Source organism: Bacillus sp. FSL R5-0585 (assembly GCF_038004545.1).
Taxonomy (GTDB): Bacteria; Bacillota; Bacilli; order Bacillales; family Bacillaceae_G; genus Bacillus_A; species Bacillus_A cereus.
In genome coordinates, this window is record NZ_JBBORJ010000001.1 from 1254498 (window position 1) to 1268143 (window position 13646).

Consider the following 13646-nt stretch of genomic DNA (forward strand, 5'->3'; position numbering starts at 1 on the left):
CATTTCTTTTTAACAGGAGTAATACATACATTATTATCCTCTATAAAATGGGAGCTCTTCAAAAAACTTTATTGAAGTTAGTTGAAGGGAAACCGACAATCTCCATAATTCAATGATGATATAAAATCATTGAATTATGGAAGTTGTCGGTTTTTTTTATGGGAAAAAACGATGCACTAAAAAGAGTGAATGAAAATTGAAATTAAAAAAATCATCTTAATTAAAAGGAATTTTTATAGGTTATTTTCGCTTAGAAGGGAGTATTTAACATGTTAATTTCGCTGAGTTCATCAACACTGTTAACATTATTTTTTATGGCGCTTAGTGCTTCTTGGCTAAGTGGATTATTGTTTTTAAATGCAAGGATGCCTTTACGTTTTGTTCATCTCCATATTGGTATCGCTGCATTGCCTTCATTGGTTTCTTTACTCGCACTTGTTAATAACAATGGAGATAGAGTTGTGGGGCCTTGGCATCTAGATACTTTAGCTTGGTTAATGGCTTTCTTTGTTCTTACAATTGGTTTAATCATTCAGCGTTTCTCTGTACGTTATTTAATGGGGGATCACTCATATCGAAAATACTTTGCACTTTTTACATGTACTACAGGTGTATCTTCGGTTGCATGGTTAAGTGATGATCTTCGCTTAATGCTCATTTGTTGGGGAGCAACGCTTATAGGATTGGTTCTACTTATAGGGCTAAATAAAGGGTGGAAAGTAGTTAGTGAAGCAACTAAAATCTCTGGCTACCTATTTACAATAAGTTGGATTGCGTTGCTATCAGCTATCATTTGGCTTTTTCAAGTAACAGGACAGTGGCAGTTAACATCAGTTTTAACGAATGAAAATGTAGTGCTACATGGAACATTGGAGAGAACAGGAATTAACTTATTAATTATATTAGCGGTGATGATTCCAGCAGCACAATGGCCTTTTCAAAGATGGTTAATTGAGTCTGCTGTTGCTCCAACTCCTGTTTCTGCTATTATGCATGCGGGTTTAGTAAATGCTGGCGGTATCATGTTAACTAGATTTTCACCTCTTTTTCATGATGATATTGCACAAATCATTTTACTAATTTTCTCTAGTATTTCTATCTTAATAGGTACAGGAATTAGTTTAGTCCAAGTTGATTATAAACGTCAGCTAGTAGGTTCAACTATTGCACAAATGGGATTTATGCTTATTCAATGTGCATTAGGCGCCTATTTAGCAGCTATTATTCATTTAATTTTACATGGTTTGTTTAAAGCTACACTATTTTTACAAGCTGGTTCTTCCGTGCAACGTTTTGGGGTAGTGAATCAGTCTAATGAAAAGATGTCCAATTTATGGATTATAGTTGGGCGTGTTTTAGGATTATTTATAGCAATTACTTTCTGGTTTATGACTTCTGGAGAGGGGTATCAACTAGTTAGTGCGTTAATCTTAGGCTGGTCACTATACTTTTCATGGAAACAGCTTGTTGTTTTTGGAGAGGGAAGAATGGGACGAATTGCTGGCGTAATTGTTTTGATTGGATTTTCTCTCATTTACTTTACCGTTCATAATTCTCTTTATAAATGGTTGCATACTGATATTTATCAAAGTGTTCAACCTTCAGCTCCAGCCGTTATCTTTGTTATATGTATTTTACTATTTAGTAGTGTTATTAGTACTTTCGTTACTCGTCATCAATCTTCTACTTTATTCGCTGTACTTTATCTTTGGTTAGTTCGAGTAGGTGAGGCGAGAAGAAAGTCAGTAGAAAGTCATCCAAGCTATCTGAAACATTATGTATCAAAGGGAGGTAATTCGTGATGAGCATACCGTCAATATTAAAGAAAGATACAAACATTGATATACAAAAAAATAATATAAATGATTTAGTTGCATCTGCTAGCCGAGTTATTGCACCACTTTGGCCTATCTCTACGTTTGCAGCTCACCATCCTTGGATGGGACTTGAAAAGCAATCATTTGATCAAGTTGCAAATTGGTTAAAAGAAGCTCGTAATGTGGATATGTATCCTAGTGCCTCCATGATTCATTCGGCAAAAGCGAAAGGTGAGATTGAGGAATCATTTTTACAAAGTAGTTTGTCTCGTTGGCTGGATTCACAATCTTTTCATATTCCGCGAGAGAAAGTAGAGCGATTTTGCCAAGCGGCTTTAAAGTTAGAAAAATTACCTTCTAGTCTATTATCATTGCCAGAATTAAATAAACTGGCAGACGAAATGAGTTATATAAATACAGGGAGTATGAAAGCCTCTGTTATGCAACCAATAAGTTCGCTTATAGAGAATCAAAATGGTGAAAACCTATCTGATATTCTTAATTATCATATCATTAAATGGTGTAAATTATATCTTGATGAATCCCAGTCAAGTTGGACGATGCCAAATCGAGAGAAAGGTTTTTATCGTGCATGGCAACACCTTATTACATTTGATCCAGCGCTCAGTAAAAATGAGCGTAAAGTTTTAAAAGATTGGCCACAAGATGCCGAAGTAGCTTTAGCGAGAGCATTATCTGAACTAGGAATTTCTGAATCTAACATACAATCTTACCTTGAAGGGCACTTACTTTCTTTGCCTGGGTGGGCAGGAATGATACGATGGCGCTCACAACAATCAATTCAGGAACAGGAACTTCTCATAGAATATTTAGCAGTTCGAATTTCTATGGAGCTGGCTATTGTAAAACCTTATTTACCTTTAAAAAATCAAAAGGTTGAGAAAAAAGTTTCGATTGTCCCACTTATAGCTTCTTGGATCTATTGGGGGAATATTTCAACACGGGAATGGTTACGAATGCCTGCTGCTGAACAAAGTGAATTATTAGCATTTGCCTATCGTTTTGATGAAAATATTCGCAGAAAACTTTGGCTGGAAGCTTGGGAACAGACGCATGCAGAGCAATTAAGGGAGAAGATTGCTTCTAAACAACGTGCAGCCAATGATAAAAAGCGTGTAGTAGCTCAATTAGCATTTTGTATTGATGTACGTTCAGAACCGTTTCGTCGCCACTTAGAAAAACTAGGTCCGTTTGAAACGTTTGGAATAGCTGGTTTCTTTGGGTTACCAATTGCGACTAGTGAACTAGGTAGTAATGACAGCCATCCTTCTTTGCCAGTTATATTAAAACCGAAGCATCAAATAAAAGAGCTCACAGATGAAAATGAATTTAAATCTTATGAGCAACGTAAGAGGGTAGGCAGTTCGGTGCGTTATACATTTAAAACGATGAAACAGAACGTACTGACAAGTATGGTGCTACCTGAGTTAAGTGGTCCTTTACTTGGTCTACAGATGGTGACAAGAAGCTTTGTCCCAAGAGGAGTTGGTGGTTTCATTCGTAACCTTCGTAAAACTATGTTACAAAAACCTGATACAACATTCTCGCTTAATCATGTTCATGACACAAAAGGTGAGATACCTATCGGTTTTACGAAAGAAGAAAAAGTGAACTATGTGCGTCAAGCTTTGAAAATGGTGGGACTGACAGAAAAGTTTGCTCCTTTAGTTGTAATGTGCGGACATAGTAGTCAAAGTACGAACAACCCTTATGCTGCAGCACTTGAGTGTGGTGCTTGTGGCGGAGCAGCAGGAGGATTCAATGCAAGAGTTTTCGCTACTTTATGTAATCTTCCAGAAGTAAGAGAGGCGTTGTCTGCTGAAGGCATTAACATTCCTGAGGATACCATTTTTGCAGCAGCTGAACATAAAACAACAGTGGACGAATTGGAATGGATTTACGTCCCAGAACTTTCGAAAACTGCGCAAGAAGCATTTGATTGTATTGAGTCGATTATGCCAAATGTGAGCCAACATGCAAATAGAGAACGTTTAACGCAATTACCTAATTTTAAAACGAAAATAAAAAATTCGAGTAAAGAGGCACATCGATTTGCAGAAGATTGGAGTGAAATACGTCCAGAATGGGGATTAGCCCGTAATGCATCTTTTATTATCGGACAGCGTGAATTAACTCAAGATTGTGACTTAGAAGGTAGGGCTTTCCTTCATAATTATGATTGGAAACAGGATGAAAGTGGCGATATATTAGCTAACATTATTGCAGGACCAGGAACAGTTGCACAGTGGATAAATCTACAATATTACGCATCAACTGTAGCTCCTCATTATTATGGTAGTGGAAATAAAACAACCCAAACCGTAACGGCGGGTCTCGGTGTTATGCAAGGGAATGCTAGTGACCTGTTGCCAGGCTTACCTTGGCAATCGGTTATGCAGTCAGATAGTGAGACGTATCATTCACCACTTCGTTTACTAATTGTCATTCAAGCACCTATTGAATATATAGAACGTTTGTTAAATAATGATTTCACATTTCGAGAAAAAGTTCAAAATGGATGGGTTAGACTTGCAAGTGTTGATTCAGAGGGACGCTGGAAAAATTGGTAACAATTATTATTGTTACTAGCTTAAAAGTTTCATAAATACAATAATGAAGAAGGAGTGCTCCATATGAATTCAAAGAATAAAAAAGTTTTATTATTAACAGACATTGAACACGGAATAGAGCCTACTATCCAACAAGTAACTAACATTCAACAAGAAAACATGTTGACTATACACAGCTATGATTCTGTAATTGTACATCCTTATGGAGATATAATGAGATCTATTATTATTGCTATTTATCAAGAAAATGTTAAAGAAATTTTTGTTGTCGGAATAGAGGATAAAAAAACTTCTTCAGTTAATCTACAAACTCAACGTGATTTCATAAAAGATAAGATAGAATTAGACTATCTCTTTAAAAATTGCATGCCTGAATTTGCAAGTGGTAGCCTTAATCAATGGCTGAGTGGACAAAAAAATGTTAGTGAAAATATTGAAAAGAGTATAGATATGATCCGTCATCATCCATTAGTGCCTTCTAATGTTAAGGTTCGTGGTTTTAGGATTGATAGAACAGGTGAAAAAGAAGTGGTTGTTAAAATTCCTACTAATAAAGTAGCGAAAAAAATGCATTCTTATGTGTAAGTTATCGATAGATAAGCAACTTTTATTTGGACTTGTGTCCTTTACAAAGAGCAAAAGAAATCTTCTATAAATGGGGATCTTTTGCTCTTTTTGTTTGAATTTTTCATGTGTTTTATAGGAGATATCTAATATGTACATAATAAAAATATATAACCTTTTGCATGAAATTTTAAGGACGGATTAGCAGGTGATAATAAAGTTAATCGTAAAATAGAAGTGTATATTGTGACTTATCCCGCATTAACGGGCAGCCCTATTGGTGAGGGCTGATTAAAGGTTCACTTTATTTTATGATTATTACTAAAAAGAATGGAGATTCTTTAATTATGAGAATAAAACAGTTAAAACCTAAAATGATATGGAAAAAAGAATGTTGCTAACTCTTTTTATTGTTGTCGGATTGATTATTGCGGGGGTTGTTTTTTGGAATGTTTCACCTATTCCGAAAGCGTTTCTCATAAAAAAAGCATTTGAAGGTGGAATGTTTGTTCAATCTAATAATTATAAAAACGCTCTAAAAGAGACACGAATTGTTAAAGATATCAATTATGATTCTAAATTTCCTGATGGTACATTAGACATTATTTATCCCAAAAATTTTACAGGGAAAACATCTGTTATTTTTTGGGTGCATGGGGGTGGATTTGTAGGTGGAGATAAATCAGACATTACTGGTTATGCAGTAGAATTAGCTGCTCGTGGTTATACAGTGATTAATATAAATTATGCTCTTGCTCCTAAAAGAAAGTACCCTACACCCGTACTACAACTTGGTGAGGCTTATGAATATATAAAAGCAAATGCAAAGAAATATAATGTAAAACTAGATGACCTATATTTTGCAGGAGATTCTGCGGGAGCACAAATATCTGGACAATTTGTTACTATTCAAACATCTCCAGATTATGCGAAATTAACCGGAATTGACGCTATTGTTGCTCCTTCTACAATTAAAGGTATACTGCTATTTTGCGGCCCGTATAATATGCCTGCATTAGCTAAAATGGAAACATCCAAAGAAGTGCAAGACTTTATGCGTACTACTGGCTGGGCTTACTTTGGGAAAAAGAAGTTTGAAACATTACCTGAAATGGAAATCGCCTCTATTTATAAACACGTTACAAAAGATTACCCACCAACGTTCATCACAGATGGAAATACTGCATCATTTGAAGAGCAAGGTAAAGCATTAGCTTCTACTTTACAAAATAAAGGAGTACCTGTAGATACACTTTTCTTTGATAAAAATATCTCTGGCGAGTTAGCGCATGAATTTCAATTTAAAATGAATACTCCAGCAGGTGAAGAAGCTTTTAATCGAGTTCTTAAATTTCTAAATGAAAATAAATAATATATATACTATTAACTTTTTATAAGCTTAGTTTAATACCAAATATGAGTGGGCAAACATATTGCACTAATAATCTAATGATAGCAAAAATAAATTTGATAAGAAGTATATAGTAAGAATGATTTGGAGATACAGATGGGGATATAACTATTTTATTTAGGACGGTGCACTTTAAATGGATTTACAGAAAGGGAAATTATATTGGAACACAACTTTTTCTAATACACCTTCTTATCCTCGATTGGACGAAGATATAAAATGTGACGTACTAATAATAGGAGCAGGAAGTTCAGGTGCTCAATCAGCATACTATTTGAGTGAATCAGATTTAAATATTGTTGTCGTTGATAAAAGAAAGGTAGGACATGGAAGTAACCTTACCAATACAGCACTTATTCAATATTTAGGTGACAAGATGTTTTTTGAGCTTGTAAATACATTTGGAGAAGAGTGTGCAGTTAGGCATATGAAATTGTGTGAACAAGCCATTAATGATATTGAATATGCTGATCAAAACTTACCTTATTGCTCTGATTTTAAACGACGTGACAGTTTATATTATGCAAGTTATGAAGAGGATATAAAGAAATTAGAAAAAGAACTGTATTATTTACATAAGCATGATTTTAAAGCGACTTGGCTATCAGAGGAACAAATTGGACAGAGATATCCATTTAAAAAACGTGCAGCTATTTATACGTATAATGATGGTGAAATAAATCCTTATAAATTTACACATAGTTTATTAGAACAAGCTTCTAATAAAGGAGTTCACATTTATGAAGATACAGAGATTGTTGGCAAAAAGTTAGAGAAAGAATGTGCTATCTTTTATACAAAAGGGGGCAATTCTATTACTGCCAATAAAGTAATTGTGGCTGCAGGATATGAAGGGTTGGAATTTAAAAAGGAAAAGAACGCTACACTGATTAGCTCATATGCAGTTGTTACTAATCCTGTAGAAGATTTATCTTCTTGGTATAAACGTACTCTCATTTGGGAAACTGCGAGACCATATATTTATATGAGAACTACTGCAGATAACAGGATTATTATAGGTGGGCTAGATGAAGATACAAACATTGCTCAAGAAAGAGATTCAAAATTAATCCATAAAAAAGAGAAATTAGTAAATGAATTTAATAAGCTCTTTCCCAATATAACAGTTGAACCTGAATTTTATTTAAGTGCTTTTTATGGTGGTACTCATGATGGTTTACCTATAATTGGAATGTATGAAGAGTTTCCAAATTGTCACTTTATCTATGCGTATGGAGATAATGGATTAGTATATAGTATGGTACTTTCTAAAATTGTTCGAGATATAATTATTAACGGTTCAAGTCCGGATTTGAAATTATATTTACAAACTAGACCAAAACTAAATGAGTAAGCTACATGTATGCAAAATCAAGGTAGTATAAAAAAGTAATAGTTTTTACGGTTTTAATTACTTTATATAGGAAGCAATTCTACAATTATAATCTCTCCAATATATTTGGGGGGATTTATTTTTTTATGATTTATTGAAAAATAGTCTAATTAGACTATAATGAGTATATAGTTTAATTAGACTATATATTTTATTGAGTGTGAAAAAAGGAGGAAAGAGGTATGGTTGCAAAAGAGAGCAACTTACGCTTAGTGATAGCTGGGTTAATGCTAGGCATTTTAATGGCTGCAATGGATAATACAATTGTTGCCACTTCAATTGGTACAATTGTCTCAGATTTGGGTGGATTGGATAAATTCATCTGGGTTACTTCTGCTTATATGGTTGCAGTTATGGCGGGTATGCCTATTTTTGGGAAATTATCTGATATGTATGGTAGAAAGAGGTTTTATATTTTTGGTTTATTAATCTTCTTAATTGGTTCTGCATTATGTGGTACTGCGCAAAGTATTGTTCAGCTAAGTATTTATCGTGCAATTCAAGGTATAGGTGGGGGGGCACTGATGCCAATCGCCTTTACCATTGTATTTGATATTTTTCCTATTGAAAAAAGAGGGAAAATGACTGGATTATTAGGGGCCGTATTTGGTTCTTCAAGTGTATTAGGACCTTTATTAGGTGCGTATATAACAGAAAATATAAGTTGGCATTGGATTTTTTACGTCAATATTCCAATTGGTCTAATGTCATTAATTTTTATTTTAAAAGCTTATAAAGAAAATAATCCACCTACTAAGCAAAATATTGATTGGTGGGGGGCGATAACACTCGTCATAGCAGTAATTAGCTTAATGTTCGCTTTAGAGTTGGGAGGAAAAGAATTTAAGTGGGATTCGATACAAATCATTGGGTTATTTGCATCGTTTATTGTATTTTTTGTTGGCTTCCTATTGGTAGAAAGAAAAGTGAAAGATCCGATAATATCATTTTGGATGTTTAAGCGTAAGGAGTTTGCAATATCACAAATTATTACGTTTTTCTATGGAGCAACATTTGTTATTTTAACAGTATTTATTCCTATTTTTGTTCAGGCTGTATATGGTGGAACAGCAACTAATGCTGGATTAATTTTAACCCCAATGATGTTAGGTTCTGTAGTAGGTAGTGCAATTGGTGGAATATTTCAAACGAAAATTAGTTACCGCAACTTGATGTTATTATCTATAATATCTTTTGGGATAGGTATGTATTTGTTAGGAACGATGGATCCGCAAACAAGCCGTGTACTTTTAACGATATACATGATTATAACGGGATTTGGAGTTGGATTTTCGTTCTCTTTGCTTCCCACAGTTTCTATTCATAATATGGAACCGAGATTCCGTGGTTCAGCTACTTCGACAAATTCATTCTTTCGTTCACTAGGTATGACAATTGGAGTAACGATTTTTGGCTCCATTCAAAATAGTACCTTTACAGCTAACTTAAAGGATGCTTTTAAGGGAATAGAACATGGTTCCAGCATGTTAAATAATCTAGGTGATCCAAGTGCAATATTTCGCTCAGATGTAAGGTCCAGTATACCTACTTTTATTCTTGAAAAGATTATAGTTGCTATGTCATCTTCAATTACTACTGTATTTCTACTAGCTTTACTTCCCATTATCGTTTCGTTTATTGCGATATTATTTATGGGGAACGTTAAAGCCGGTACAAAGGATAATAAAGTGAATTTGAAGTCATAAATTTTATAAAACAAAAAGATTCTTTGCTTATTTTTAGCTTATACTATTGGTATAGGTTATTAAGGAGTGGAGAGTTATGAATACAAAGCTTTTTATGCTGGGTCTTCTTATGGAGAAAAATAGGCATCCGTATGAAGTCCAGCAACTTTTAAAAAATAGTGAAATGAAATATTATATAAAAATTACTAAAGGCTCTTTATATTATACATTTGAGCAACTTGAAAAGAAGGGCTTTATAGAAGTTGTTGATATTATTCGTAATGAACAACGTCCTGAACGGACTATTTACGGTATTACTAAAAGTGGGAAACAAGAATTTGAACATTTATTATTAGAGCAAATGATAAAGAAAGAGGATATGCATCGTCCTATATATGAAGCGCTACTTTTTGCACAATATGGGGAAGAAGAATTAATTCTAGAACAGTTAAAAACTAAAATTTCTCAACTGACGTTATATCTTACTACCCTTCAAAAAGTATATGAAGAGAAGTGTGGAAAAGAGAGTGTAGCTAAGTTATATATATTATCTAGTGTCATTTTACATTTAAGAACAGAGTTAAAAGTTTTACAGAGTTTATATAATAACATAAAAAATGAAAAGATAGATAATATAGGAAATGATGTACTTAGAGAGATAGAAAATCAATGTTTATAGTGACGAAGATTATAAAATAAAAAGGATGATTCTCATAATTATTTAAAAATAACAGAAGTATTTGTTCTAATAAAGAATGAATTGTGCTTTAAGAATTAGAAAGGATAGCCATGCAAAATAAAATTATTGTTATGTTTCAAAAAGATTTTCGTTTATATGATAACCCAGCGCTATTTGAGGCTGTTCAGTCTGGTGAGGTTCTTCCGGTATATATACAAGATGAAACTTTTTCAATAGGAAGTGCAGCAAAGTGGTGGTTACACCATGCTATAATAGATGTCCAAAAGCAACTTGAGGCATTGGGCTCTACTTTAATAATCCGCAAAGGAAATACACAAGAAGAAATACTTTCTCTCATAAAACAATTAGATATAACAGCTGTATATTGGAATAGTTGTTATGATCCAGACAGGTTAAAATCTAATCAAAAAATGAAAATGATATTAGAAGATAAAGGTATTATTTGTAAGGAATTTAATTCGCATTTATTATTAGAACCGTGGATTATAAAAAAGAAGGATAACACTGAATATAAGGTGTTTACGCCTTTTTACAATGCATTTCAAAAGCAGGTAATACCTAAACCTATTAGCAGAGTACAGAGTATAAAGTGGGGAAGCTCTTTACCAACAAGCTTATCTGTTTCAGAATTACACTTGCTGCCAACTATACCGTGGACATCTCATATGGAAGCAATATGGGATCCGACAGAAGAAGGGGCATATAAAACATTCAAGAAATTTTTCTCTAGCAAATTAGTCTCTTATAGTGAAGGAAGAGATTTTCCAGATCAAAATGTCCATTCGATGTTGGCACCGTATCTTTCATTTGGTCAAATATCAGTAAAGCTAATGTTTCATTACTTAATAAATAAAAGTACCGAAAGACAATGTAGTCTTTTTGAAAAACAAGTTAATAGCTTTATACGTCAATTAATTTGGCGAGAGTTTTCTTATTATTTACTATACCATTATCCATTTACAGTATATAAACCTCTTAATAAGAGCTTTGAACATTTTCCGTGGAATAAGGAAGAGGAGTTATTAAGAGTATGGCAGAAGGGTGAAACTGGTTATCCGTTTATTGATGCGGGAATGCGGGAGCTTTGGCAAACAGGTTTTATGCATAATCGGGCAAGAATGGCTGTAGCCTCTTTTCTTGTAAAGCATTTGTTAATTCCGTGGCAAGAAGGTGCAAAATGGTTTATGGATACACTACTAGATGCTGATATTGCAAATAATACAATGGGATGGCAATGGGTTGCTGGAAGTGGAGCAGATGCATCACCGTATTTTCGTATTTTTAACCCGATCACACAAGGAGAAAAGTTTGATAAAAATGGAGAGTATATAAGAAAATGGGTACCAGAATTAAGAGATATCCCAAACAAATATATACATAAACCTTGGGAAGCACCTGAGCATATTTTACAAAAAGCTAATATAAAACTTGGGAATACATATCCTTATCCGATTGTTGATCATAAGGCAGCACGAGAGAGAGCCCTTTGTGCATATAAAAGTATGAAAGAATTTGTATGAAATAGGTTAAACAATATGTATTTAGAATTTTATTCATTACAAGGACATACTAATCATATAAAGTTTCTATAATCTTCTAGTAAAAAGGAGAATGTTTATGAAAAAATCTAGTATTATAGTATTTTTATTAACATATGGTTTGTTTTATGTTTCTAGTGTTTTATTCCCTATTGATCGTACTTGGTATGATGCGTTAGAAAAGCCATCTTGGACACCTTCTGGTATGACAATCGGAATGATATGGGCTGTATTATTTGGACTTATTGCATTATCAGTTGCAATTATTTACAACAACTATGGATTCAAGCCAAAAACATTTTGGTTTTTATTCCTTTTAAATTATATATTCAATCAAGCGTTCAGCTATTTTCAATTTAGCCAAAAGAATTTGTTTTTAGCAACAGTAGATTGTTTACTTGTCGCTATTACTACGTTACTTCTCATAGCGGTTTCTTCCAAATTATCTAAAGTATCGACATGGTTGCTAATTCCGTATTTTTTATGGTCTGCATTTGCTACATATTTATCTTGGACAATTTATAGTATAAATTAAAGACGGAACTAAAAACTTGAGCATAATAAAAATGCTCGAGTTTTTATATGTGTTAATGATAATCCGAAATATAGAATATATACATCTTAGGGAGGTCATCTTTGTGAAGAAATGGATAAAAATTATGCTGTACTCTTTACTAGCTATTTTAATTATAGGAAGTATTACTTTTTTGACTTGGTCTCAGTTTACTTATAAACCGACGAGAGAGGCTTTGGCGTTAGTAGATGATAAAAAAGATGAAGATTATATAGTTTTTGGAGAGAAAGATGCAAAAATAGGAGTTATTTTTTATCAAGGAGCTAAAGTAGAAGCCGAGGCTTATAGTTACTTAGGAGAAGCGCTTGCAAAAAATGGGCACTTTGTAGTAATGCCTAAGTTACCATTAAATTTAGCGATACTTGGAATAAATGAGGTAGAAAGTGTAATTGAACAGTATCCTGAAGTTCAAAAATGGTATGTTGCAGGGCATTCAATGGGAGGAGCTATGATTTCTAAGTATGCCTTCCAACATGAAGAAAAGGTAGACGGGATTATTTTCTTAGGTTCGTATCCTGCAGATGACTTCTCTACGAAATCGATTCCAATGTTATCAATTTACGGGGAAGTAGATGCTTTAGCAACTGTAGAAAAAATAGAGAACAATAAAAAGTTCATGTCAAAGAATACAAATATGCACATGATAAAAGGGGGAAACCATGCTCATTTTGGCATGTATGGTGAGCAAAAAGGTGATAATACGAGTTTAATTACGGCAAAAGCACAACGAGATGAAACAGTGAAAGTAATTGAACAATGGTTATTGGAACAATGATAACGAATTTAATAAATCTACCGAAAGAATTATCCAAACGGTAGATGGGAGAGAGAATAAAGAGCCAAATCGTATGAATTGGCTCTTTTATTTATTTGCTATCTCCAATTGTCCCCTTATTTTCTCCGGAATATCCTCTTTAGAAATAATATCGTAAGAATACACATATTTTCCTTTCACATGAATTTTTAAGTAAGTTTTTCTTATAAAATCATTAGGCGTGTTCGTTCCAACTGTATATTCTTTTTCATTACTTAATTCGTCAACAGCTTTTAGTGAGTACATAGCTTTTCCTTTATGATGGTAATCTGGAACACCATATCCTTTCGCAACGGCATATACATTTTTTTCTTCAGCAATCGGATTAAATCTGTCTAAATCTCCACGTAATATAAAAGGTAGTAAGTATATAGGGAGGCCTATTCCTAGTATGCAAATTACAAATTTCTTCATGATCGTTTCTCCTTTTGTCTATTTACATTTTTGAGTATAGAAAAAAGTTCTTATGAATATAGAGGGAAATTTCTTAAGGTTTTCTTAATAAAGTTTAACCGTGTGAAAAAAACTAACTTGAGCATTAAGCTTACGGAATGAATAA

At 33.5% G+C, this 13646-nt stretch carries 10 protein-coding genes and 1 pseudogene; 10 read left to right on the forward strand and 1 reads right to left on the reverse strand.

Annotation, left to right across the window (positions count from 1 at the left end; genetic code table 11):
• Positions 1–269: 269 nt before the first annotated feature.
• The 10 genes and pseudogenes from MKY38_RS06565 to MKY38_RS06610 all read left to right on the forward strand — a co-directional run bounded on the left by MKY38_RS06565 (position 270) and on the right by MKY38_RS06610 (position 13048).
• The gene (locus tag MKY38_RS06565; protein WP_078384878.1) at positions 270–1802 is read left to right on the forward strand and encodes an NADH dehydrogenase subunit 5; all 1533 of its coding nucleotides are present in this window, start codon (positions 270–272) and stop codon (positions 1800–1802) included.
• Positions 1802–4408, forward strand: a complete 2607-nt coding sequence (locus MKY38_RS06570; protein ID WP_341048455.1) for a DUF2309 domain-containing protein — start codon at positions 1802–1804, stop codon at positions 4406–4408. Before MKY38_RS06565 ends, MKY38_RS06570 begins: the two co-directional genes overlap by 1 nt.
• Positions 4409–4471: 63 nt before the next feature.
• The gene (locus MKY38_RS06575; RefSeq protein ID WP_001086253.1) at positions 4472–4993 is read left to right on the forward strand and encodes a hypothetical protein; all 522 of its coding nucleotides are present in this window, start codon (positions 4472–4474) and stop codon (positions 4991–4993) included.
• Positions 4994–5319: 326 nt separating this feature from the next.
• Positions 5320–6344, forward strand: a pseudogene (locus tag MKY38_RS06580) (alpha/beta hydrolase).
• A 175-nt stretch (positions 6345–6519) separates the two neighbouring features.
• Entirely contained in the window at positions 6520–7737 is a 1218-nt protein-coding gene (locus tag MKY38_RS06585; protein WP_341048459.1) for an NAD(P)/FAD-dependent oxidoreductase, read from the forward strand.
• A gap of 221 nt (positions 7738–7958) precedes the next feature.
• Positions 7959–9482, forward strand: a complete 1524-nt coding sequence (locus MKY38_RS06590; RefSeq protein WP_000225813.1) for an MDR family MFS transporter — start codon at positions 7959–7961, stop codon at positions 9480–9482.
• 76 nt (positions 9483–9558) lie between these two features.
• Positions 9559–10140: a PadR family transcriptional regulator gene (locus tag MKY38_RS06595; RefSeq protein ID WP_001093175.1), complete on the forward strand. Its 582-nt coding sequence runs from the start codon at positions 9559–9561 to the stop codon at positions 10138–10140.
• Between the two features lie 110 nt (positions 10141–10250).
• Positions 10251–11681: a cryptochrome/photolyase family protein gene (locus tag MKY38_RS06600; RefSeq protein ID WP_025708607.1), complete on the forward strand. Its 1431-nt coding sequence runs from the start codon at positions 10251–10253 to the stop codon at positions 11679–11681.
• A 97-nt stretch (positions 11682–11778) separates the two neighbouring features.
• Entirely contained in the window at positions 11779–12234 is a 456-nt protein-coding gene (locus MKY38_RS06605; RefSeq protein ID WP_000749754.1) for a TspO/MBR family protein, read from the forward strand.
• A 103-nt stretch (positions 12235–12337) separates the two neighbouring features.
• Positions 12338–13048, forward strand: a complete 711-nt coding sequence (locus MKY38_RS06610) for an alpha/beta hydrolase (RefSeq protein WP_070180267.1) — start codon at positions 12338–12340, stop codon at positions 13046–13048.
• Positions 13049–13135: 87 nt separating this feature from the next.
• Here MKY38_RS06610 and MKY38_RS06615 read toward each other — a convergent pair whose 3' ends face one another.
• Entirely contained in the window at positions 13136–13501 is a 366-nt protein-coding gene (locus MKY38_RS06615; protein WP_000714887.1) for a YxeA family protein, read from the reverse strand.
• Positions 13502–13646: the final 145 nt, after the last annotated feature.

Coding starts and splice junctions, on each gene's coding strand:
- MKY38_RS06615 (WP_000714887.1), bottom strand. CDS start 13,501: ATGAAGAAATTTGTAATTTGCATACTAGGAATAGGCCTCCCTATATAC.
- MKY38_RS06570 (WP_341048455.1), top strand. CDS start 1,802: ATGAGCATACCGTCAATATTAAAGAAAGATACAAACATTGATATACAA.
- MKY38_RS06600 (WP_025708607.1), top strand. CDS start 10,251: ATGCAAAATAAAATTATTGTTATGTTTCAAAAAGATTTTCGTTTATAT.
- MKY38_RS06575 (WP_001086253.1), top strand. CDS start 4,472: ATGAATTCAAAGAATAAAAAAGTTTTATTATTAACAGACATTGAACAC.
- MKY38_RS06590 (WP_000225813.1), top strand. CDS start 7,959: ATGGTTGCAAAAGAGAGCAACTTACGCTTAGTGATAGCTGGGTTAATG.
- MKY38_RS06605 (WP_000749754.1), top strand. CDS start 11,779: ATGAAAAAATCTAGTATTATAGTATTTTTATTAACATATGGTTTGTTT.
- MKY38_RS06565 (WP_078384878.1), top strand. CDS start 270: ATGTTAATTTCGCTGAGTTCATCAACACTGTTAACATTATTTTTTATG.
- MKY38_RS06585 (WP_341048459.1), top strand. CDS start 6,520: ATGGATTTACAGAAAGGGAAATTATATTGGAACACAACTTTTTCTAAT.
- MKY38_RS06595 (WP_001093175.1), top strand. CDS start 9,559: ATGAATACAAAGCTTTTTATGCTGGGTCTTCTTATGGAGAAAAATAGG.